The sequence below is a fragment of the Clostridium minihomine genome (genome assembly GCF_900240385.1).
Classification (GTDB): domain Bacteria; phylum Bacillota; class Clostridia; order Oscillospirales; family Acutalibacteraceae; genus Faecalispora; species Faecalispora minihomine.
This window is the reverse complement of record NZ_OEQH01000005.1, coordinates 161,058-183,250: the sequence shown is the minus strand read 5'-3', so window position 1 is coordinate 183,250 and position 22,193 is coordinate 161,058. Positions and strand designations below refer to the sequence as shown.

29 protein-coding genes and 1 tRNA gene are annotated in these 22,193 nt (G+C 47.9%); 25 read left to right on the top strand and 5 right to left on the bottom strand.

Annotated features, from left to right (window positions below):
* The 22 genes from C1A02_RS12190 (at window position 1) to C1A02_RS12090 (ending at window position 17,139) form a co-directional block, all read left to right on the top strand.
* Window positions 1-1,401: a hypothetical protein gene (locus C1A02_RS12190; RefSeq protein ID WP_101698509.1), complete on the top strand. Its 1,401-nt coding sequence runs from the start codon at window positions 1-3 to the stop codon at window positions 1,399-1,401.
* Window positions 1,401-2,954, top strand: a complete 1,554-nt coding sequence (locus C1A02_RS12185) for a phage minor capsid protein (RefSeq protein WP_101698508.1) — start codon at window positions 1,401-1,403, stop codon at window positions 2,952-2,954. The genes C1A02_RS12190 and C1A02_RS12185 overlap by 1 nt, the downstream gene beginning before the upstream one ends.
* Window positions 2,951-3,175: a hypothetical protein gene (locus C1A02_RS12180; protein ID WP_101698507.1), complete on the top strand. Its 225-nt coding sequence runs from the start codon at window positions 2,951-2,953 to the stop codon at window positions 3,173-3,175. The genes C1A02_RS12185 and C1A02_RS12180 overlap by 4 nt, the downstream gene beginning before the upstream one ends.
* 223 nt (window positions 3,176-3,398) lie before the next feature.
* Window positions 3,399-4,031 (top strand): phage scaffolding protein, encoded by a 633-nt coding sequence (locus tag C1A02_RS12175; protein ID WP_101698506.1) that lies wholly within the window; start codon window positions 3,399-3,401, stop codon window positions 4,029-4,031.
* A 13-nt stretch (window positions 4,032-4,044) separates the two neighbouring features.
* The gene (locus tag C1A02_RS12170; RefSeq protein WP_101698505.1) at window positions 4,045-5,082 is read left to right on the top strand and encodes a coat protein; all 1,038 of its coding nucleotides are present in this window, start codon (window positions 4,045-4,047) and stop codon (window positions 5,080-5,082) included.
* A 13-nt stretch (window positions 5,083-5,095) separates the two neighbouring features.
* Window positions 5,096-5,470: a head-tail connector protein gene (locus C1A02_RS12165; protein ID WP_101698504.1), complete on the top strand. Its 375-nt coding sequence runs from the start codon at window positions 5,096-5,098 to the stop codon at window positions 5,468-5,470.
* Window positions 5,452-5,844, top strand: coding sequence for a DUF6751 family protein (locus C1A02_RS12160; protein ID WP_101698503.1), 393 nt, complete (start codon window positions 5,452-5,454; stop codon window positions 5,842-5,844). Before C1A02_RS12165 ends, C1A02_RS12160 begins: the two co-directional genes overlap by 19 nt.
* A complete protein-coding gene (locus tag C1A02_RS12155; RefSeq protein WP_101698502.1) occupies window positions 5,844-6,248 on the top strand; it encodes a hypothetical protein in 405 nt (134 codons plus the stop codon). The genes C1A02_RS12160 and C1A02_RS12155 overlap by 1 nt, the downstream gene beginning before the upstream one ends.
* Window positions 6,245-6,673, top strand: coding sequence for a chloramphenicol resistance protein (locus C1A02_RS12150; protein ID WP_101698501.1), 429 nt, complete (start codon window positions 6,245-6,247; stop codon window positions 6,671-6,673). Before C1A02_RS12155 ends, C1A02_RS12150 begins: the two co-directional genes overlap by 4 nt.
* A gap of 45 nt (window positions 6,674-6,718) precedes the next feature.
* Complete coding sequence (locus C1A02_RS12145) at window positions 6,719-7,174, top strand: phage tail tube protein (RefSeq protein ID WP_129588170.1); 456 nt, start codon at window positions 6,719-6,721, stop codon at window positions 7,172-7,174.
* Window positions 7,174-7,614, top strand: coding sequence for a DUF6673 family protein (locus tag C1A02_RS12140; RefSeq protein ID WP_101698499.1), 441 nt, complete (start codon window positions 7,174-7,176; stop codon window positions 7,612-7,614). The genes C1A02_RS12145 and C1A02_RS12140 overlap by 1 nt, the downstream gene beginning before the upstream one ends.
* Window positions 7,611-8,177: a bacteriophage Gp15 family protein gene (locus tag C1A02_RS12135; RefSeq protein ID WP_101698498.1), complete on the top strand. Its 567-nt coding sequence runs from the start codon at window positions 7,611-7,613 to the stop codon at window positions 8,175-8,177. Before C1A02_RS12140 ends, C1A02_RS12135 begins: the two co-directional genes overlap by 4 nt.
* A gap of 40 nt (window positions 8,178-8,217) precedes the next feature.
* The gene (locus C1A02_RS12130) at window positions 8,218-11,091 is read left to right on the top strand and encodes a YhgE/Pip domain-containing protein (RefSeq protein ID WP_101698497.1); all 2,874 of its coding nucleotides are present in this window, start codon (window positions 8,218-8,220) and stop codon (window positions 11,089-11,091) included.
* Entirely contained in the window at window positions 11,091-11,471 is a 381-nt protein-coding gene (locus C1A02_RS12125; RefSeq protein WP_101698496.1) for a hypothetical protein, read from the top strand. The genes C1A02_RS12130 and C1A02_RS12125 overlap by 1 nt, the downstream gene beginning before the upstream one ends.
* Window positions 11,472-11,483: 12 nt before the next feature.
* Window positions 11,484-13,214: a hypothetical protein gene (locus C1A02_RS12120; protein ID WP_101698495.1), complete on the top strand. Its 1,731-nt coding sequence runs from the start codon at window positions 11,484-11,486 to the stop codon at window positions 13,212-13,214.
* Window positions 13,214-13,612: a hypothetical protein gene (locus tag C1A02_RS12115; RefSeq protein ID WP_101698494.1), complete on the top strand. Its 399-nt coding sequence runs from the start codon at window positions 13,214-13,216 to the stop codon at window positions 13,610-13,612. Before C1A02_RS12120 ends, C1A02_RS12115 begins: the two co-directional genes overlap by 1 nt.
* Window positions 13,613-13,615: 3 nt before the next feature.
* A complete protein-coding gene (locus C1A02_RS12110; RefSeq protein WP_129588169.1) occupies window positions 13,616-15,238 on the top strand; it encodes a Kelch repeat-containing protein in 1,623 nt (540 codons plus the stop codon).
* 19 nt (window positions 15,239-15,257) lie between these two features.
* Window positions 15,258-15,578 (top strand): hypothetical protein, encoded by a 321-nt coding sequence (locus C1A02_RS12105; protein ID WP_101698492.1) that lies wholly within the window; start codon window positions 15,258-15,260, stop codon window positions 15,576-15,578.
* 2 nt (window positions 15,579-15,580) lie between these two features.
* Window positions 15,581-15,736, top strand: a complete 156-nt coding sequence (locus C1A02_RS13345; protein ID WP_129588168.1) for a DUF433 domain-containing protein — start codon at window positions 15,581-15,583, stop codon at window positions 15,734-15,736.
* The gene (locus tag C1A02_RS12100) at window positions 15,720-16,556 is read left to right on the top strand and encodes an N-acetylmuramoyl-L-alanine amidase family protein (protein WP_101698491.1); all 837 of its coding nucleotides are present in this window, start codon (window positions 15,720-15,722) and stop codon (window positions 16,554-16,556) included. The genes C1A02_RS13345 and C1A02_RS12100 overlap by 17 nt, the downstream gene beginning before the upstream one ends.
* 9 nt (window positions 16,557-16,565) lie before the next feature.
* Entirely contained in the window at window positions 16,566-16,832 is a 267-nt protein-coding gene (locus tag C1A02_RS12095; protein WP_101698490.1) for a hypothetical protein, read from the top strand.
* A 31-nt stretch (window positions 16,833-16,863) separates the two neighbouring features.
* Complete coding sequence (locus C1A02_RS12090) at window positions 16,864-17,139, top strand: hypothetical protein (protein ID WP_101698489.1); 276 nt, start codon at window positions 16,864-16,866, stop codon at window positions 17,137-17,139.
* A 44-nt stretch (window positions 17,140-17,183) separates the two neighbouring features.
* On the opposite strand, the gene C1A02_RS12085 is transcribed toward C1A02_RS12090, so the two are convergent.
* Genes C1A02_RS12085 through C1A02_RS12075 form a run of 3 tightly spaced genes read right to left on the bottom strand, consistent with a single transcriptional unit; the run spans window position 17,184 to window position 18,381 of the window.
* Window positions 17,184-17,591 (bottom strand): protein-export chaperone SecB, encoded by a 408-nt coding sequence (locus C1A02_RS12085; protein ID WP_101698488.1) that lies wholly within the window; start codon window positions 17,589-17,591, stop codon window positions 17,184-17,186.
* A gap of 24 nt (window positions 17,592-17,615) precedes the next feature.
* Window positions 17,616-17,864 carry a hypothetical protein gene (locus C1A02_RS12080; RefSeq protein ID WP_101698487.1) on the bottom strand — a complete coding sequence of 83 codons (249 nt, stop codon included), beginning with the start codon at window positions 17,862-17,864 and terminating at the stop codon, window positions 17,616-17,618.
* On the bottom strand, window positions 17,854-18,381 hold the full coding sequence (locus C1A02_RS12075) for a hypothetical protein (RefSeq protein ID WP_101698486.1): 528 nt from the start codon (window positions 18,379-18,381) through the stop codon (window positions 17,854-17,856). The genes C1A02_RS12080 and C1A02_RS12075 overlap by 11 nt, the downstream gene beginning before the upstream one ends.
* 456 nt (window positions 18,382-18,837) lie before the next feature.
* Here C1A02_RS12075 and C1A02_RS13560 point away from each other — a divergent pair, with 456 nt between their 5' ends.
* Window positions 18,838-18,975 carry a hypothetical protein gene (locus tag C1A02_RS13560; RefSeq protein ID WP_164997205.1) on the top strand — a complete coding sequence of 46 codons (138 nt, stop codon included), beginning with the start codon at window positions 18,838-18,840 and terminating at the stop codon, window positions 18,973-18,975.
* A gap of 155 nt (window positions 18,976-19,130) precedes the next feature.
* On the opposite strand, the gene C1A02_RS12070 is transcribed toward C1A02_RS13560, so the two are convergent.
* Window positions 19,131-19,215: transfer RNA gene (locus C1A02_RS12070), tRNA-Leu, on the bottom strand.
* A 317-nt stretch (window positions 19,216-19,532) separates the two neighbouring features.
* On the opposite strand from C1A02_RS12070, the gene C1A02_RS12065 reads away from it, so the two are divergent.
* Window positions 19,533-20,174 (top strand): NAD(P)-dependent oxidoreductase, encoded by a 642-nt coding sequence (locus C1A02_RS12065; RefSeq protein ID WP_101698485.1) that lies wholly within the window; start codon window positions 19,533-19,535, stop codon window positions 20,172-20,174.
* Between the two features lie 89 nt (window positions 20,175-20,263).
* Entirely contained in the window at window positions 20,264-20,743 is a 480-nt protein-coding gene (locus C1A02_RS12060) for an effector binding domain-containing protein (protein WP_101698484.1), read from the top strand.
* Between the two features lie 90 nt (window positions 20,744-20,833).
* On the opposite strand, the gene C1A02_RS12055 is transcribed toward C1A02_RS12060, so the two are convergent.
* A complete protein-coding gene (locus C1A02_RS12055) occupies window positions 20,834-22,102 on the bottom strand; it encodes a methionine gamma-lyase family protein (RefSeq protein ID WP_101698483.1) in 1,269 nt (422 codons plus the stop codon).
* Between the last annotated feature and the right edge of the window lie 91 nt (window positions 22,103-22,193).

Below are 22,193 nucleotides of genomic sequence, written 5' to 3'. Positions count from 1 at the left end.
GTGGGATTTTTCAATTGGATTAAGGGGGTGTTTCGTAACGTGTTTTCTCCGCAAGAGGTATACGCAATCTTCAATGTTCAGCCCGCTGCATCCTCTGTGATGATGGGGGCTATAGAGAGCTGGAAGAACATATACGAGGGCCGCGCTTGTTGGTTGGACGATGACCCGGAAATGCGTTCGGCGCAATTTGCCGCCATCGTGTCCAGTGAGGCCGCCCGGCTGGCAACAATTGAGCTCACCTTTGAGATTACCGGGTCCGCCCGAGCTGACTATCTGCAAAAGCGCATGTCGAAGCTGCAGGATAAAATCCGCACACAGCTGGAATATGCCTGCGCCATGGGTGGTATGATCCTCAAACCAAACGGCGGTGGCGTGGACTATATAAAACAAGGTGAGTTTATTCCCGTGGACTTGGATAGTAACGGCGATATTACCGGCGCTATTTTCCCATCCGCGAAACAGCTTGGTGATCAGTACTACACAAGATTTGAGTATCAACGTTTCGAGGGTAGCACCTACAAAATCAGCAATAAGGCGTTTGTCAGCGACAGCCCGAATACCATTGGCCGCCCTGTGTCCTTGGCAGCTGTACGTGAGTGGGAAAACATTCAACCGGAAGTGAGTATAGACAATCTTGAGCGCTCCTTGTTCTCGTATTTGAAAATGCCCTGGGCGAATCAGGTTGACAGCTCTTCCCCCCTCGGCTGCTCCATCTTTTCCAAAGCAATTGATACGATTCAAGATATCGATTTCACCGCCCGTGGTCTGCGTAAGGAAATCAAGACCGCCGACCGCAAGGTGTTTGTGTCTGATAAGATTCTGCGGCGCGACAACAAAGGCAATGTGGTAAACAATCCTGTTCCCAACCTGATTCAAGGACTTGAATACGGTGTTGACGAAAAGAACACATATCACGAATTTAATCCGCAGATTCGTATAGTTGAATACCGCCAAAGTATGCAAACTTTCCTTAATATCGCCGGGAATCAATGCGGGTTCTCGAACGGTTATTTCAGTTTTGACGAGAAAACCGGTATGGTCACGGCCACACAGGTTGAAGCAGACCAGCAGCGCACCGTTTCCACAGCAACGGATATCCAAAAAGCATTAAAAGCTGCGCTGAGCGGTTTGACCTATGCACTGGACGCCTATGCTACGCTTTACGGATTAGCTCCGCCGGGAACATATCAAGAAACCTACTCTATGCGCGATTTGTCCGTCAATGTTTCTGAGGACCGCGCCAGAGCGTGGCAAATGGTGATTGCAAATGTGATACCAAAGTGGAAGTATCTCGTTGATTACGAGGGGTACACCGAGGAAGAGGCCAAGGTGCTTGTTGCGGAGGCACAGCAGAGTGCGGATCTCAGCAATCCGTTCGGTTTCCGAGGCGGTGATGCCTGATGCTGCCACCCGATTACTTTGATTACGCAGCGGATGACCTGCTGGAACTCTATAGTAAACTGGATGAAACCATTACTCGCGATATTGTGCGCCGCTTGGTCAAGACAGGAGGCGTTTCTGCTACTGCAGACTGGCAAATTCAGCGTTTGCAGGAATCCGGCATGTTGCTTGATGATATTATCCACTCCGTGTCGCAGATGACTGACGCCAGCGATCAGCAAGTCAAAGCACTATTTGAGGACGCCGGTGTTCAGGCCGTGGAAATTGACCGGGGCATCTATCAAGCTGCCGGACTATCTCCCCCGCCTTTGCGGCAATCGCTGGGTGCTATGCAGATTTTACAAGCCGGGATGCAAAAAACCTCCGGCCACCTGCGGAATCTCTCCATGACTACTGCTGTTGCCTCACAGCAGACCTATATAAACGCCGTTACCCTTGCAGAAATGCAGGTGGAGAGCGGCGCTTTTGATTATGTAACCGCTATCCGAAATGCTGTACGCTCTGCGGCGGAATCGGGGACAGAAGTCTTATACCCCACCGGCCACCGCGACAAGCTGGACGTAGCGATACGTCGGGCAACGCTAACTGGGGTTACTCAGACAGTCGGGAAGATTTCCGAGCGCTACGCTGATGATATGGGCTGCGATTTGGTTGAAACGACAGCACATCCAGGCGCCCGCCCTTCGCATCAACTGTGGCAGGGCAAGGTGTTCAGTCGCATCGGAGGAAGTAAAGATTACCCCGATTTCAAAAAATCCACGGGGTATGGCAGTGGTGCCGGATTGTGTGGTTGGAACTGTCGGCACAGTTTCTTCCCGTTCTTTGAGGGGCTGTCCTCTTCCGCTTATCCGCGCAAAAAGCTCCAGGAATACGAAAATCAGACCGTGCAGTACAACGGCGAAACCATTAAGTATTACGACGCCACCCAAATGCAGCGGGCCGCAGAACGCCAGATCAGAGCCACAAAGCGTGAACTGGCCGGGTATGATGCCGGAATTAAAGCCACTGATAGTGAGGAACTTCGAAATGCCTTGACTGAGCAATTTCAAGCCACCTCTGTGAAGTTATCTCACCAAAAATCACAGCTGGATGATTTTCTTGCTCAGACCGGTATGCTCCGGCAAGGAGAGCGTGAACAGGTACTGGGGTTTGGTCGTAGCCAGGCACAGAAAGCCGTTCATGCCAACAAGAAATTCGTTGATAAATATTCTGGATACCGGTATAATAAAGATGGGACCGTTGTTGTGACAGATGACTGGAAAATCAGAGACCACGATTCAATTCCTCGAAAATACAAGCCATATGCTGTGATTGAAACCAGTAAGACTAATCGGGGCGGATCTCCCCAAATCGACCGCACGTTTTATGGCCCCGATTCGCGCTTGGAAAGGCAAACCCATTCCGGGCCACACAGCAGCCTTGTTAAACATCCATATGGCCAGCACGGAGAACATGCTCACGATTACGTCTGGATCGAAGGGCAAAAAAGGCCGAATCGAACAACACGAGAACTGACCCCAGATGAAAGGAAGGAGAGCGGCGATATTTTATGACAAGTAATAAAATAAAAGATTTGATCCTGCAGTTCACCGATGATGTCGTGTTCTTCTATCACGGCAAAAGTGGTTGCATCAATCCTTGGAACGAACACAAATTTGAAGTCGGGTTTGGGAACATCGGCAAGGAATATGACAGCATAGACGCTTTAATGTCAGATCCGATTTACGATGGATTCTCGTTGAACCAAATCGCAGACAAAATTGAACTTGCATAAACCACCTTCACGCTTGTGTCGGTGGTTTTCTTATACCCATTTTAAGGCGGTGATCCCCTGTCTCCCGGCGCAGGGTTACGCGCACGTCCTGAGCAGGACGGTAAAAGGCTTATTTCTTATGCTTAAAATTTGCCCTTGCCTGCCGGGCTTTAAATGCAGGATAGGCACAGCGCAGAGTGGCTGCGGTTTTATAAATTAAATCCCTGCCGAAGAAAGGAATACGATGGATTTTTTGAAAGATGTTTTTGGCTCAGAGGCGCTGACTTATGAGCAGCTTGTCAAAAAGCTGGAAGGAAACAAGGAAATCAAGCTGGGAAATCTGGCGGGCGGCGCTTATGTAGGCAAAGACAAGTTTCAATCTCTCGAAGCCGACCGCGACAACTACAAGACTCAGCTGGAGGCTGCAAATCAGCAGATCGAGCAGTTTAAGGGCCTGAACGTGGAACAAATCCAGCAGGCTGCGAACGATTGGAAAGCCAAATATGAAGCCGCTGAATCTGATCACCAGAAGCAGCTCGCCGAACGCGATTACAAAGACGCTGCACTGGTGGCTGTTTCTGGTGTGAAGTTTACATCCAAGGCTGCAAAGACTGCTTTTCTCTCCCTGCTGAAAGAAAAGCAGCTGAAACTGGATGCCGGAAAGCTGGTTGGATTTGATGATGTTCTGGCACAGGCCAAAACGGACGACCCTTCGGCGTTTGCCAGCGATAAACCAGCGCCGAAGTTCACTGACCCGATCACCGGCGCGCCCTTGCCGGAGGTCACAAAAGAAGCTTTTGCAAAAATGTCCTACATGGAAAAAGTAAAATTTAAGAATGAGCAGCCCGAAATCTACAAAGGGCTGACACAGAAATAGGAGGTAACAACACATGCCTGGTACTTTTCTTGGATTCCCCTTCGATGAGGAAATCTTTAATCGTGATTGGAGCGATGCTCCTGATCCCGTAAAAAGCGCTATGTTCCAAAGTGGCGCCCTGGTGGAAGATGCCCAGATCGCATCGATGATTCAGAACGACGGTAATTTCTACACGATCCCCTTTTATAACGTCTTGAGCGGTGACCCTGATAACTACGACGGCCAGACTGACATTAACACCGCCGAAACTGGCGGCGATTCGCAGTCTGGCGTTGTCTTTGGCCGCGCGAAAGGCTTCACCGCCCGCAACTTCGTGGCCGAGCTGACAGGCGCTGACCCGATGGGCAACATTACCCGGAATATCGCTCGATATTGGCAGAAGCAGGATCAGACCCGATTGCTGCAGATTTTGGCCGGCGTGTTCTCGGTGACCGGCGCGTCCGGGAGCGCAAAGAAATGGCACGATAACCATGTTGTGGATCTTGGCTCCACTACCGCCACCCCTTACAAAATTGGCCTGACCGATTTGAACGATTTGGCCACGGAGGCCATGGGTGACAACAAGTCGCTGTTCAGCCTTGCGATCATGCACTCCAGTGTCGCCAAAACACTGGAAAACCTGCAGGTGCTGGAATTCTGGAAGCAGACTGACGCGAACGGCATCCAGCGGCCCCTGGCTATTGCATCCGCGAATGGCTACACGGTCATTGTTGACGACGGCGTTCCTACAGCCCCGGTCGGCGGCAGTGGCGATAACAAAGACCTTATTAAGTACACCACCTACCTGCTGGGCGCCGGCGTGATCCGCACAGCTCCTGCTCGCGTGGACGTTCCCTCCGAAGTATTCCGCGATCCCAAGACAAACGGCGGTCAGGACACGCTTTATACCCGCACCCGCAAGACCTTTCATCCGAACGGCTTTAGCTTCACGCCCCCCTCTTCCGGGTTCTCTGGTTCCCCCACTGATGCGCAGCTCGCGGCCGCGGCAAACTGGTCGATCAAGTTTGACCCGAAAGCGATTCCGATGGCGTCAATCATCACAAACGGTTAAGGGAGGGCTCTTTATGGCGGCGTATGCCGATTATGCTTATTACCGGGACAGCTACCGCGGCAGCGCCGTCAGTGAGGCTGACTTCCCGGGCTTGGCGGTTAAGGCATCGGCCTATGTCCGGGCGATTACGTTCGGCAGGGCTGACGCTGACCGCGAAGAAGTCAAGGACGCCACCTGCTCCGCTGCTGAAATGATCCAGCAGCTTGAAAAAGAGCGCTCTGGTACTGCGAAATCCAGTGAAAGCGTTGGCAGTTGGTCGGTGAGTTATCTCAATCCGAACAGCCTTGGTGCGGATGAACGTACCCGGTTGTCGCAAGCTGTGGATATGTATCTGGCCGGTACCGGTCTTATGTATGCGGGGGTGGATAGATGTTTCCCCACACCGTAACAATCTACAATTACACCAAGGCCGGGTATAACCGTGCTGTGCTGCGCGGCGTTCTCTGGGAAGATACTAAAGCGAAGAACGTCAACAAGACTGGCTCGTCTGCGGTGGATTCTGTTCGAGTGCTCATCCCGTTTGATGTCGATTCCAGCGGTGCGGTATATAAGCTGCCCGCCGAGTATCAGGCGGCCCCTGCGGGCGCATGGACGATGCAGACGAAGCCCAAGGACTTCATGGTCAAGGGTGATTGTCCGTTTATTCCAGCGCCCGGTGGATCTATAGCGGAGCTAACACAGAATTACGACGCGCCATCTATTACGAGCGTCGCAACATTCGACTGCGGCGGTCTGTCGCATTGGGAAGTAGGTGGTAAGTAATGGCGGACAATAACGGTCCCGAGATTAAAACCCCGCGCGGGGAAATCATTGTCACAAAAGCGGGTAAAGCTCAGCTCGTGTGGAGTAGTAGCTTTAAAAACAAATGGCCGGGGCAATATTCTCGTGCTCAGCAGTACGTTGACCGTGAGGTACTGCGCCTCTCCACCCCACTTATTCCAATTCGCTCCAGTATGCTGATTAAGTCCGGACAGCTTGGCACGGTGCCCGGTTCCGGCCTTGTACGCTGGATAGCTCCACATGCACGAAAGCAATATTACGATACCGCTGAATCCCGTCCCTATGACCCGCAGCGCGGCGCATTTTGGTTTGAGCGGATGAAGGCAATTTATAGCACACAAATCATGAATGGTGCGAAAAAAATAGCAGGAGGCGGCGAGAAATGAGCATTATTGAATCCTTGCAAACCTTTATCGCTACCTGCCCCGCCCTGAACGCTTTCGCTGATTTGCATGTTGACGGATTGGAGCCCGGCGCGGTCAACTACAGCATTGATACCCTGCCGGGCGCTCGAATCCTCTCACAAGACCTTGCCGGGAATAAAACGCGCGAGTTTCCTTTTGCGCTGACTTCCCGTGAGGCCGCCGTTGACGACCTTGCCCGGATTGCGAACAGCGGATTTTACGAAGGTTTTGCCGATTGGCTTGAGGAACAGACGGACAACGATGATCTGCCTGACCTCGGAACAAATAAAACCGTAGAATCCATTGAAGCGACATCGTGGGGGTATCTGTACCAGCGCGATGAGAACGACCAGACTGCAATTTATCAGATCATTTGCAAAATGACATATACAGATTGGAAAGGATGATAACCAATGGCAGGAAAAATCAAACGGTCGCTGTTTGCGATCTTTTTGAATACCACTCCCTCTACCGAAACTGCTACCTATGCTCTGATGGGTCAGGGCATCACATCGCAAAAGGTCGATTACAATCCGGAAACATCAGATGAAACCTACGTTTCCGAAGACAGCGGAACGACCGATGTTGAAAGCTACAAGCCCACCATTGCCACACAGCAGACCGCGATTCAGGGCGATGCTGTATTTGACTTTGTAGACGACCTTCGGCAGCGGCGTGCCGTGCTGAACGATGCCCGGTCAGATGTTGTGATGGTCAACCTGTACGGAACAGCTACCGGTGGCGCTTACCCTGCGGAGAAAAACACTGTGTCCATCCAGATTGATGACTTCGGCGGCGACGGCGGCAAGAGCGTGGAAATTAACTACACTGTGAATATGGTTGGCGACCCGGTCAAGGGCACATTCAACCCATCTACCAAGACCTTTACTGCCGGAGGTGGCGAATAATGCAAAGCTTGCATATTAACACCGGCGAAATTCGGCTGTGTGTCAACGACGACCCGAACCGGGTAGTTGCCTTTAACCCTACGGACATTTCCTTCGTTGAACGCTTCTACGGCCTGCTGAGCGAGTTTGAGGAAAAAGAAAAAGAGTACCGGCAGAAAGCAGCAGCTTTGCAAAGCAACACCGAAACAAACGAAATGGGTATTCCCACAAACTTTGGCCCCGCCCTAGCTTTGCTGCGTGAAACTAGCAAATTCCTGCGTGAGAAAATCGACGAGGTATTCGGAGTCGGAACCAGCCAAGCCGCTTTTGGTGACGCTAATACGCTCGATATGTTTGAACAGTTTATCAATGGAATTACTCCTTTTGTTCAGAAGGCTCGGGAAAAACAAATTGGGAAATACACTCCCAAAGGTAAAAAGCCCGGCGTATTGAAAAAATGAACATCTTAATTGACGGCTTGCCAACCGTCGTGGAAATTGACGGGCAGGAATATGAACTGAATACTGATTACCGAATCGGGCTGCAAATAATGACTGCTTTCGAGGATCCGGAGTTGACCGGTTTTGAAAAGCAAGTTGTAATGCTGAATTTACTTTATTCTGAAATCCCGCCTAATCGTGTGGTATCTACTGAATTGGCTGTGAAGTTTCTCAATTGCGACCAGGATGCCAAACCCGGCGAAGTGGATGGGGACAGTGCCCGATATTACAGCTGGACGCAGGACGCGCGATACATCATGGCAGCCATTGAACAAACATATCATATTGATTTATCGGTTACGAACCTACACTGGTGGCGGTTTTCCTACATGTTTCTTGACCTGCCAGAGGATTGTTTTTTCTCGCGGCTGATTTACCTGCGCAAGCAAAAAGCGAAAGGAAAGCTCACCAAAGAAGAAAAGGAATGGTACTACTCCATGCGAGAAGTCGTCGACCTGCCGGAGGTTTACACCTCAGAAGAACAGGCTGCAATCAATAAATTCATGGCGCAGCTCGGGCAGTGATGCTCGAGCTGTTTTATTTATGAAAGGCAGGTGATGTGCTTTGGCAATAGGCTACGACGGCAGCATTAATATTGACACCAAAATCGACAGCGCGGGCTTTAACCGGGGCGTCAAAAACATCGGCAACGGTCTGGACGGCATTACCTCATCCCTGAAAAAGCTGGCCGCAGCTGCCGGTATTGCTTTTGGTGTCGCCGCGGTTGTCAACTTTGGCAAAGCTTCGGTAAATGCTGCAACGGAACTATCCAACGCATTGCTGGGGCTACAAAGCATCCTTGAGGGTCAAGGACGTAGCTTTAAGCAAGCGCAGAAATTTATCGACGAATATATCTCTGACGGCCTTATTCCTGCTACGAACGCCATTACTGCCTATAAAAACCTCGCTTCGCGCGGTTACACCGACCCGCAGATACAGGATACCTTACAGGCGCTAAAGGATTCCGCAGCCTTTGGCCGGCAGGCCAGCTATTCCCTTGGCGACGCAGTTTCTACCGCAACCGAAGGTCTTAAAAACGAAAACTCAATCTTGGTTGATAACGCCGGTGTTACGAAAAACGTTGCTAAGATGTGGGAGGACTACGCTAAAAGTATCGGCGTATCTAGCAACAACCTTACAAAAGAACAGAAAATACAGGCGGAATATCTCGGCATCATGGAAGAAACACGCTTTCAAGTGGGGGATGCTGCAAAACTAACGGGTGCCTATTCCGGCCAAGTACAGCAATTAGGTTTTAATTTCAATAACCTAAAGGTTGCAGTCGGTAATGCTCTGATTCCGATTGCCAGCGCGGTGCTGCCGGGGCTGAATGCTATCATCACAGCCCTTACCCGTATTGCAAATCTCTTTGCACAGGTCACAACCGCCCTATTTGGCCGCCAGGCAACCCAGCAGCAGGCGGTGGCAAATACGGCCACTAATATTGCCACGTCCTCGAACGATGCCGCAAAGGCGCAGAGCAAGCTTGCCGATGCCACGAAAAAGGCTGGTAAGGCTGCTGATGGAGCACTCGCAGGATTCGATGAACTGAATGTTCTGCAGCAGGATACGGCGTCCGGCAACTCGACTACGGATACCAGCACCCCGGATGTTTCCAGCGGCGCAGTAATAGATCCAATCGGCGGTCAGGAGATCGGCGCAGGTGTTACAGTTAGTCCGGCGGTACAGACTGCAGCAGATACCATCAGGGGGATTTTTGCAAATCTAAACAAGGCATTTGAGCCTACGAAAGTTGCTTTAGCTGGCTTGTGGACAGAATTTGAACGCTTTGGCGGGTTCGCGTGGCAAGGACTTGTTGATTTTTATAACACCTTCTTAGTGCCTGTTGGAAAATGGGTTTTAGGTAAAGGACTCCCAGACTTCATCACTGCTTGGAAAGACGGCCTTGCAAAAATCGACTACAGCAAAATTAACTCAGCTTTGCACAAAGTATGGGAGGCTTTAACGCCTTTTGCGATCAACGTCGGAGAAGGGCTATTATGGTTTTATAAAAATGTTTTAGTTCCAATCAACGTTTGGTATAGCAATAATGTCGTACCGCTGTTCTTAGAAGGGCTGGCGGCAGCGATCGAGATTTTGAACGGAATCATTGATGCCCTAAAACCTCTTGCCCTCTGGTTATTTGACAACTTTTTAAAGCCTTTGGCCGCGTGGACTGGTGGCATTATAGCGGCTGTACTCACCGCCATTAAGGGCGCACTCCAAGGAATTGCAGACTTTGTGAACAATCACGGTGAACTTATCCGGGGATGGGTTGTTGGGGTTGCTGCTGCTTTTGGCTTGTGGAAACTGATCGAGTTTGCAAACTATGTGAAATACATCGGAGCGCTCTCCCAAACACAAGGCTTATCTGCTCTTGCGGCCACCGTGCAGCACTTGGCATCCATTAGCTTCGCGGGGCTTAAGACCGCCCTAGTCGGTGCGTGGGGTGCAATGCAGACGTTCGCATCAACCTGTGTTGGGATGATTAAAACTGCAGTGTCTCTAGTAGTTGAAATAGCGGCACAGACCGCCGCTCTGGTAAAGCAAGCTGCACAGTGGGTAATCACCACGGCAGGCGCCGCAGCTCATACCGTCGCCACATGGGCGCAGCAAGCAGCTACGGTCGCCGTTACAGCGGCAACATGGCTCTTTAATACTGCCATGGCCGTGCTTACGTCCCCAATTACACTCGTCGTGGCCGCGATTGCCGCACTAATCGCCATTGTGTACCTGCTGGTCACTCACTGGGACCAAGTTAAAGTTGCAGGCGCGGCTGCTTGGGAGTGGATTAGAAATGCGTGGAGTGTCGCGGGTGCTTGGTTTAATACAAATGTTGTGCAGCCAGTAAGCAAATTCTTTTCTGGCTTATGGTCGGGAATCTCTACCGCAGCAGGAACCGCTTGGAAAACGGTCAGCGGCGTTTGGGAAGGCGTATCTGACTGGTTCCAGGAGCATGTGATTACACCGGTTGAGAACGGTTTCAAAAAATCTATCAATTTTTTAATCGGATTATTTGAGGGGTTTGTAAACGGATTTATTGACGGAATGAATGTTGTGATCGGATTACTGAACCGCATCAGCGTAGACATCCCGGACTGGGATATTTTTGGAGATATGGCGGGCACTACTTTTGGCTTTAGTATTCAAAAAATGGATCACATGTCTATCCCCCGCCTTGCTACCGGCGCAGTTATTCCGCCGCGCGCAGAGTTCGCGGCGATTCTTGGCGACCAGCGCAGCGGCACAAACATTGAGGCTCCAGCAGACCTAATTCGCAGCATTGTGGCAAGTGAGATTGACAAGCTCAACATTCAGCCGCAGGTGAATGTAATTGCTTCCGGAGATAATGCGGGATTTGTCCGCTGGATGAAATTCGAAATTGAACAAGAGGGCCACAGAGTGGGTCCTGCGTTTGCAACAGGAGGTGGCCGCTGATGCTCATTATCGACGGAGTAAAATTTGATATCCCTATTGTCAGTCTAAAGCGTACAGCGGATTTCCTCGATAAGTATGCAAAGCGCACCGAGGACGGCAACCTACAGCGCAAGCTGATTGGCGTATATTTCAACTATCAGCTGAAGCTGGCCCGTAGCACTAAAGTTAGCAAAACAGAGTATCAAAAACTATGGGATAAACTCACGGAACCGGTAGAGTTCCACACAGTCGTCGTTCCAGGTGAGTCCGGGAACTACACCTTTACCGCTTACTTTGCAAATGTCGGGGATGAGCTACTCTCTCAGCATGACAGCGCAAGCTACTGGAAGGGCCTCACTGTAAACTTTACCGCCAAATCTCCCGCGCGAAAGCCGTCATAAGGAAGTGATCGATTGGAATACACCGAAATTGCGCTTGATTTGATTGATGTAACCGCCAAGAACGACAGCATACCGGCTGCAACAAACATCCAGCCCTTTGCAGACGCTGAACAGCTCAAGCGCGACGATCTGGCCATACCGGACTATGCAACCTTAGAGGATAATTTCTTCCTGCTGGACGGCAGCAGGGCTCTTTTCCCTGATTCTCCCGCGGGTATGGATTTCGGGTATTGGAGCCAGAGCATGTCAGACGAGAATGGCGCCTTTGTGGATCCCCCAACTCTGGAAATCAGTTTCACGGAACAGCACACCTGCGCCGGGCTGACGCTTCATTTCCTGCCGGACTATCCCGCACTGGTTAATATCCAGTGGTACACGCTCGGCGGTGTACTGATGATCAGCAAGGATTTTCAGCCGGATGCGCTGGATTATTTCTGCGAATGCCCCGTGGAGAATTTCGGCAAGATCATCATCGCGTTTAAGCAGACTGCGAAACCCTATCGATATATCAAGTTGCACGCAATTGATTATGGTACTTACCTGACCTACGTTGATACTGACGTGGTGGAGGCTAAAATCACTGAGGAAGTTGACCCAATAGCCAATACAATCAGCATAAACATGGCAAATTTCACTCTTCACAGCCCCACTGATGATTTTAATTTGATGAACCCACAGGGCGTATTCAAGCTTTTCCAGCAGGGCCAACAGGTGCATATCCGGCACTTCTTGGATTCTGGACCCGTGCAAATGGGGACGTTCCGGCTGGCTACTTGGCAAAGCGCCAACGCATCGACTGGACAGTTTACAGCAAACGCCAGTGTAGGCGAACTGGATAAGACGGATTTTAAGCGGGGCCAGATTTATGTTGACGAACCCGCCGGGAATATCATTGACGCGATTATGGCGTCTGCGGGCTGGACAGATTACGAAGCCGAAGAAGCTATTCGTAATACACCCCTTTCCGGCTGGTTGGCAATAAGCACACACCGAACCGCTTTGCAGCAAGTAGCGTTTGCGGCGGGCGCCATTGTAGACGATAGCCGTAGCAGCACTATCCGTATTTACTCACAGCCGCCCACCTATAACAACCTTATCCCCCGTTCCCGAAAATTCTCTGGTGGCAGCGTGAAACTGCTTTCCTACATTTCAGACGTGTCGCTAACCGCACATAATTTTGTGCTAAAGTCCGAAGCGGAGCAGCTTTTCCAAGGCAATCTTTATGTCGGGCAACACGAAATCCAGTTTGATGCTGCTTGTACAGGGCTGACCATAACCGGCGGCATAATTGCGGAGCAACACCCGAATTATGTTATCGTCGCAGTGAGCGAACCCGGCGAAGTTATAATCACCGGAAAGAAATATGAAGACCGCCCTACCGTTTACCTACACGCTACGAACAAACTGCCAGCTGGTGCAGCCCGAAACACTATTAAATTTGAAGCCGCCACGCTCATTTCCGGTGCGAATGCTCCGGTTATTGCGCAGCGGCTTTACGATTATTATCAGCTTAGATACCAGACCGCCGCCCCTATTATTTTAGACCGAGAGCGTGCAGGAGAAAAAGTTGCTCTGCAAAACACTGACGGAACCGGGTACACAATGAATGTTATTGAAAAGATGGACATTGACCTTGTGGGCGGTTTTGTAGCAAGCGCCACATTTGTTGGTAACGGTCTGGATATCGTGATGGCTTATCACACCGGCGAGCTCTATGCCGGCCAGAATATGGGGGTGCTGTGATGTGGATTGCACCAGTTTATGACCGCACCCAAGCTGATATTGATGGCCGCACAGTAAAAGGCTATTACAATGCCACCGACCTGAACCGCATTGAGCAGGATTGTGAATATCTGGCCGGCATCTTCAGCGTTATTGTTAACACTCGCGTATGGAGTCGCACAGACTTTCCGACGCCGGGTGAATTTGAGCGAATCCTTGCAAACCTGAACACCTTGCGCGCCGCTTATTTTGTTTATCAGACGACGCCAGACACACCACAGAATCCCGTGAATCAATTTCACAAAGCAAATGACCTTGAACAGATTTTACACGATTTGTATGCCATCTATGAAGACAATAAACGTGCACTTATGTACGCCGGTGAACCCTATGCCGGGCAAATGATTGGAGTGATTTAGACCGTGGCTTTCTTGAAAAAAACATGGAAGAACCGAATGTCCGAATTCCCGAATCGGCGCAAGCTAGAGCCGACTGGGATTGAAAACACCTATGATGTGGTGCGCGCGGAGGGCAATGTCACCGAAACGGGTGATATGTTTGACGATGCGGCTATGAACGACCTTGAATCCAGAATAGAATCAGGTTTGTCAGATGCGGCTATCTCCACCTACACCCACACCAAAACCGGCACAGTGCACGCCCTAACTGGCAGCGGTAATAAAATCGAATTTAAAGCTACCGCTGACTTTGCCGAAGGTGACACATGGACGGTCAACGGCCAGTCGGTCACGGCCGCGCTGCAAAACGGGGAGCCTTTACCCGCTGATATGTTTAAGTCGGGCAATTGGGTCACCGGGGTGCGGCTCGATGGTGATAAGCTGGGTTTTAGGGCGGCTGGCGGGGATGGTGTCACATACAATGTCTTTTGCCAGCCGACGGAGCCCGTGACAAAAGACGGTATCTGGCTAAAAACAGCCACATCGATTAAACCTAAAAAGATTGTGTTTGACGATAACATTTGGGCGGCAGAGGGCTGGCAAGATCCTAGTTTGGTAGCGGATATGCTGATAGCAAGATCAAATGCATGCTGCGCAGCAATGGACAATGAAATTTTTATCTTTAGTGGGCAATATGGCACTTTTAGTTACACATCTTCCGTCATAGCTTACAACCCAAGTACAAACGCTTATAAAAGTATATCCTATCTTGATATAGAGAGATCTGATGCATGCTGCGCAGCAATGGGCAATGAAATTTTTATCTTTGGTGGCGCAATCGCTGCTAATGACAATTTACGCTCTGCCATAGCGTACAAGCCCAGTACCAATACTTACCGAGCATTAGCCAATATGCCCAAGGTAAAAGCAGAGGTATGCTGCGCAGTAATGGGTAATGAGATTTTTATTTTTGGCGGAAATGAGAACGGCAATACTTTGATTGACACCATAGCGTACAAGCCCAGTACCAATACCTATCGCACATTAGCCAATATGCCAATTGCAAGACAAAGTGCATGCTGCGCAGTAATGGGTAATGAAATTTTTATCTTTGGCGGACACCTAGACAATGTGGGGGCTACCGACACCGCTATAGCCTATAAACCAAGTACAAATACTTACCGGACAATATCTAAAATGCCAAAAACAAAGATTACTGCATGCTGCGCTGTAGTGGATCATGAAATTTTTATCTTCGGTGGATATTTAAATGAAGCTACAACTTACAACCCAAGTACAAATACTTACCGGGCATTAGCTAATATGACCGATATAAGGCAAGGCGCATGCTGCGGGATTTTAGGTAATAAAATTTTTGTTTTCGGGGGAACCAGCGGAATGACTTATTTGAAGTCAGTTGACTGCATGGAATTAACCGCCAAGCAATATCCAAACAATCCCAGCCTTTTGATCCACGCGGTAAAGCGCGATACTACTTTTAGCACCAACCTGCTGCAATCAAAATTAATTGATATGCTGCCAATTTATTTTAAGGACTCTATGCTGTTTGCTGATGGCGACATCACTTTTCCGGCGCTTTACATCGGCGACGGCACACAATGGACGCTTGCAAGAGCGGCACAATAACATAACGGAGGTATTATCTATGACATATCGCATTTGGGACAAGCAGTCCCCTATCAACGGCTGCCCGGCGGATCAGGCTATGGCCACACTTGGCATCACCGCATCTGACAAGGTGTATATCATCCTTGATGATAATGGCCGCGACTGGATTGTACAGACACAGGCCAATTGTCCGCACCCCGGCGCGACGATTGATGAGAGCGCGCAAAACCACATTAACGCGATCCTCACTGAACGTGAAAGCGTGGCACAATCTAAAACGGATAGAGCCGCAGAGAGTGACAGGCTTGCCGCCGTTGAGGATGCAATTACAGCACTGACGTTTGGAGAGGGGGCATAATCATGAACATATTTTTACAGATTGCTTGCCGGGTAATTGCCCGCCGCAGGGCAAGCGGTGAGGATTTTGATGCTATTATTATGGATTATCCCCGCATGACTGCGGAACAAGTGCGGGAAGTTAGAAAGGAGCTGAACATAAATGAAAATCCGGATTGATGAAGGCCATGGCGGCGCACAGCCCGGAGCCTGCGCCCAAGGCTATAAAGAAAAGGATTTAACCCTGCAAATCGGAAACGCCCTGGCCGCCGAATTAACACGCTGCGGATTTGCTGTAAACCGTACCCGTACCACAGATGTTGATATTGGCTTGTCTACCCGCGCCTCCCGTGCAAATCAATGGGGCGCGGATTATTTTGTCAGTATTCATTTAAATGCTGGAGGGGGGCAGGGCGCTGAAACTTGGTGTAGCATTACTGGCGGCCAATCTAAGACATTGGCACAATGCATTAACACTCAGCTTGTTGGGCTGGGCTATAAAGATAGGGGTGTAAAATCCCGCAAAGGCAGCGATGGGCGGGACTATCTGGCGGTAATCCGGGAAACAAACATGCCTGCGGTATTGGCTGAGGTGGGATTCATCGACAGTGCTGTGGATATGGCATTGTTTGATGCCGGCAAAGCTGCTGCTGCCATTGCGAAAGGGATCTGCAACCATACAGGGATAGCGTACAAGCAGGCGGCAACAGTCCCGCAATATACAGCCCCCGCAATCACCGGCCTAACCCTCGATACCCGCAGCAAAGACATGGCTACCGGGGATAAATACACTTTACTGGCCAAGTGCAAAGACAAGCCTGTGATATCCGATATTGTCGGTCGGGATGTTATCAAGGTGCTGCGGGTGTATCTTGATCCCAAAGGCCGAGGCTGGCTGATTGATGTAGAGGGGCTGCCGCCGGAGCCGGTTGCCAGACATGGACATATCAAAGTAACTGCCGACGGGGTGACGCAGCAGTGCAATTTTAATGTGAAGTGAGGGCGATTTATGGGGGCAATTGAGTTGGGCACGATCATAGCACTAGTGGGTTGCTTTGTAGGGCTGGCTGGTTGGTTGACTGGCCGGGATAAGCGTGTGGCAAACGATGCACAATGGCGTGGCAGTGTGGATGCTAAGCTGGATTTGATTGTGGGCATCAAGTCCGATGTAGCAAAACTGGATACGACGGTCGGAAATCATAGCGAACGTCTGGCAAAAGTAGAAAGCTCCACGGCCCAGGCACATCATCGTATCGACGAGATTATAAAAAAATAAGCCGGTCACCCGGCAGAAAGAAGGAACATATATGGATCAGTTTTTCACATGGGAAGTGCTGGCTACACTGGCCGGAGCTTCGGCGGCAGTCAGTATCTTAACACAGGCTTTTAAAGATGCCTTTGACAGACTCCCCACTCAGTGGTTAAGCTACATACTGGCCGTTGTTGTGCTGGGACTCGCTACACTGTTTACCGGCGGGGCTGACGCTGGCGCGTGGGCGCTTATCCCCTTTAATGCGGTGATTGTGTCCACCAGTGCAAACGGTGCGTATGCGGCGGTGTTGAGGGCGAAGAAAACCGAATGAAAACAGTTATCCCCCTGCCGGAGTTTATCCAGCAGGGGGATTTTTTATTTATCGGAATCAATTAATTTATTAATATTAAGGGCAGGTATAACAATAGGCGACATATCCGGTTGCGTAGTTATTAAAGAAACTTGACTTCTTAAATACGGAAACATAATAGCGATTGTGTTAGTTTCCACAATGTCTTTCATGAATTCCTTGTTTTGCAAACCTGTGAATTCAAAAAAACCTAACATTGTTAAAGACAAATCTAAAGAATTATCTGCTGCAAATATTTTAATATTCAAATTTACTTTTGCATTATTTTCGTCTACGTATTCAATATGTTTACCTATTTCTATCTGAAGTTTATTACAATTAATATCAGTTTCACTTCTACGGAAATTAATTTCGCTAAATAAAATTTTGTTTAGTTTCAATTCACTCTCTAACCCTGTAGATATTTGATTCATAAGTCAAAACGCCTTCCTGATTATTTAGGCCGCAAAAAACCGATTTGAATTACCACCATATATCAATATCTTTTCAGAAAATTTTACTTTAAAAGAATCTTGACATATTTGATTTTCAGGTTTTTCTAAATGGTCACTATTGGGATCCGATAAAATATCTGATATTCTATCCATAGTTAATTCTTTTCCATTGAGCATTGGGTATCCATTTCCCTTTACTAACTCAATGTCATACATATCACAGATTTCTTTCATCAGCTGATTAAATAGCATAATCAATCCTCCTTAACTTCATGTCTGCGATCGTCTCATTATCAGATAAACATAACTGTACTCTTTCTATTTCTTGTGTAGGAAATCCTACACAATTAATTACTGGGTATTTAAATGTATATTTCATTATTTTAACATCAAATCTTTTTTTATATCCAGTACAATAATATTGTCTAATCTGAGTATTGTTTTTGAAATTTGGTATCATATTATTATGTTTATTTTCCTCATTAAATTGGCGCGCAAATTCAACTAGTTTATCCATATTTTCTTGTTGATCTAGATCCAAAAACTTACTAGAATTTGCTTTTATACATGCAATAATAATTGCATGTGAAGGGTTTTTCTGTTTTGTTGACCACCAAACTGCATTATCATATTCATCCCAGAAATATATACCGCATCCTAACCATTCGGTGTTTTTTTTACTCAAATAAAAATATTTCTCTGAAATTATATTATACGCATTTTCTAAAGAAGTGTTATGGTATCCTTTTAAACGTACCGTATCTTCCATTAGTTTTAACTCCGTTTATGTTTGTTATTCAATGTTATTATCATTAATTATAATACTGATTTATGTTTTATATTCACTTTTCAATAATCATAATCCTATTGTGCTTTTATCTTACAGTATTCAGTAATAAAGGTCAACAATTTATTGATTGACAAAATTAGTGTGTTTTGTTACAACGGCTAATTTATCACCACAATATATAGTGAAAACAAGGCAAAAACACCTCTTTGAACTATATATAGTATAGCTTTTGTTAGTTGGGCTTTCTTTAAAATATTTTTGAGTGTGTATATAACACCCGTATAACACTTATTTACTTTCCCTCTATAGGCCAAGTGAAACAAATACCGGAATCGTAATTGAATCCGGTAGCGGGATTATTATTGTAAGATCTTCTCACCTTTTCACTCTTGTCCGCTTATTTTATGCTACCTTAAAATAAAAAGGGGTAATCATATGGATGATAAAATTCTTCAAGAGCTGCAGCTGGTTAACATACAACTTAACACTATCATCAGGAATCAGGCTCTACTTTATGAAAAGCTGGATTTACTCGAAAATAAGACAACACCCCTATCTCCTGACCAAGGATAAGGGTGTTGTTTCGTGTTGTATTTCGTGTTGCATGTGTTGTATTTTTCTTCAAAATATCGTATTTGGGGGTATCCTATAATCCAGTATATCAGACATATAAAACATAAAAAATCGCATGAACACTGGATTTTCCAGCCCTCATGCGATTTTCTTTCTGGTGCGGATGACAGGACTTGAACCTGCACGGGGATACCCACTAGAACCTAAATCTAGCGCGTCTGCCAATTTCGCCACATCCGCATATAGAAATTTCATTTCTTTCAATCATCCGGTTTAGTGCACATACATGATATCTCAAACCAGCAGTTTTGAAAGAGTACAGCTAATTGTTTTTCACAAAACAACTGTCCAATATTAATACCCCAATTTCTCGTACGATAAACATTATATCTAAAACCAGAACTCTTTGCAAGCAAAACTTTTTGTTATTCTTTCCCTTGTTTCTTTTTATTCATCAAAAGAATAACGAATGAAAATTCCCAATACTTTACAAAAGTTACAGAACGGGGTATGATGGAATGAGAAATCCAAAAGTAAGCGTCACAGGGGGGATTCTTATGAAAATTGCAGTTATCGGTGCAACGGGCAAGCAAGGAGGGCTTCTCGTTCAGGAAGCCTTAAAACGCGGACATGAGGTAACGGCAATTGTGCGTAACCGTTCTAAGGTTATGTTCAGTGTGGTTGCGGTTTTAGAAAAAGATATTTTCCGTCTTTCCGCCGAAGATTTAAAAGGATTTGATGCGGTAATCTGCGCTTTTCGTGCAGCGGAAGGTCAGGAAGAGGAGTATGTCACTGCTACACAGCACCTGATCTCCATACTGAAAGAACTTTTGCAGGTTCGCCTTCTGATTGTGGGCGGTGCAGGAAGCCTTTATGTGGATCCGGAACAAAAAACACAACTGTACCAGACCAAAGATTTTCCGAAAGAATATTTGCCGACTGCTTCCAACATGGCAAAATCACTTCAGCTGTTGAAACAAAGCGATATTAACTGGACTTATTTGAGCCCTTCCGCCGAATTTGATTTTGAAGGGCTTCGCACCGGACGCTATACACTGGGCGAAGAGCAGCTTTTGGTAAACAGTGCCGGGAACAGTTATATTACTTACGCTGATTACGCCATTGCGATGATGGATGAAGTGGAAAAACCGGCGCATATTCGCAAACGTTTTACTGTGGTTGCGGAACAGATCGGTTAACTGTGTCTTTTAAAGGGATGATAGGGGGTTTTCCCTATCATCCCTTTAAAGATTTATTAAATTTTATAAAACGGTGAGGAAGTAAAATTATGCCATATCAATTAAAGGAAGCAACGATTAGAACCGACAACACCGCAGAGGGCATCAAAAGAATTGAAGAAATGTGGCAAGATGTCTCCAGCGGCAAACTTCCCATTCTCTTCAATAATGAATTAAATTTCTTGCCGGGGATTTCTCCCGTTTCAAGGTATTCCAATTACGAAAGTGACGAAAATGGCAATTATGATTTTAGCATCCTGGGCGTCACTTCTGATTTTTTCAAAGAATTAGACAGCCTTGTGAGCAAAGATCTCTATCAAAAATACGATGAATCGGATGAAACCGGTAATCTGCAGGCCTGCACCCAAAAAGCATGGCAAAAAGTCTGGAACCAACAACAATCCGGAGAAATCAGCCGAGCCTTCACCGAAGATTTTGAGAGTACCGTTCCGGCCGAATACACAAAAGATGGGAAAGCACATTGCTATTTATACATTGCCGTGAAGGGAAAAAGTGAGCCATCCGTTTGATTTTGCACTGTTCGGGGCAATCAATCCTTCAGGCAAAAAGCCTGCCATACAATCGTTGTATGGCAGGCTTTTTGATTCCCAAATGATTCGTTACGGTAACACGCCCTGTTCCAGCATAGACTGGGCCGCCAGCATTGCCCCCAGCTTTCCGCTGTGAAAATTCAGTCCCCCCTGCATCCAAACAGCAAAGGGGTCGCGCAAAGGCGCATCTGCTGAAAGTTCAATAGAGGCTCCCAAAGTAAACGCCCCTGCCGCCATAATCACCTGGCAGTCATAGCCCGGCATATCCCAAGGTTCGGGTGTGACAAAAGAATCCACCGGCGCGCCTTTTTGAATTCCCTGGCAAAAAGCAATCAGTGCTTCTTTTTCTCGCAGCAGCACCGCCTGAATAATATCGGCTCTCGGCTCGTCCCATTTTGGGGTTACATCATACCCCAGCTGAGAAAATAAAGCAGAAGTAAAAGCCGCTGTTTTCAGGGCTTCTCCCGTAACATTGGGAGCATGAAACGCGCCCAAAAATAGTTCTCGGTTATGCCCTAACGTACACCCAACCTCTCGGCCGGTGCTGGGTGTGGTCAAACGATACGAGCAGCTTTCCACCAAATCCCGTCTGCCTGCAATATATCCGCCGGTCGGCGCGATTCCGCCGCCGGGATTTTTAATCAAAGAGCCGGCCATCAAATCTGCCCCACGCTGGGTGGGCTCTTCTTTCTGCACAAATTCGCCATAGCAGTTATCCACCATCACAATGCAGTTCGGTGCACGGCGCTTAGCAATTTCGGCAATGCGTTCGATATCCTCTATAAACAGCGAAGGCCGCAGGCTGTATCCCCGGGATCTTTGGATATACACCATTTTGATACCCGGATGAATCCGCTGTTCCATTGCATCATAGTCCGGTGTGCCGTCTTCTTTTAAGTCCACTTGTTCATAATCGATTCCAAATTCTTTGAGAGATCCATTGGTCTGTTCCGTAATTCCTAGTACTCCCCGTAAAGTATCATAAGGAATTCCGGTAACGCTGAGCATTGTGTCGCCCGGGCGAAGTACTCCGAACAGCGCCACGGTCAAAGCGTGAGTTCCGCTGACAAAATTGGCGCGCACCAATGCATCCTCGGCGCCCAAAGCATAGGCATACACCTGATCCAATGTATCACGCCCACGGTCGCCATATCCATATCCGGTGGTTGCGGTAAAATGACTCTCACTCACCCGTGCCTGATTAAAGGCCGCCATCATCTTCTGCTGATTATAGCCGGTGGTGGCATCTATGTTCTGAAATACAGGCTCCAATTGTTCCATTGCCTGCTGCGAAGCAGAAAGAATTTTATCTTCCAGCTTAAAATATGGGTATATCATGAATTTTGCCTGCTCCCTTATTTTATTTTTCTCTTGTTTTCCGGCTTGTGAGCAAAGATTTTCTGTCCGGATTTAAAAGGGCAATCAAACC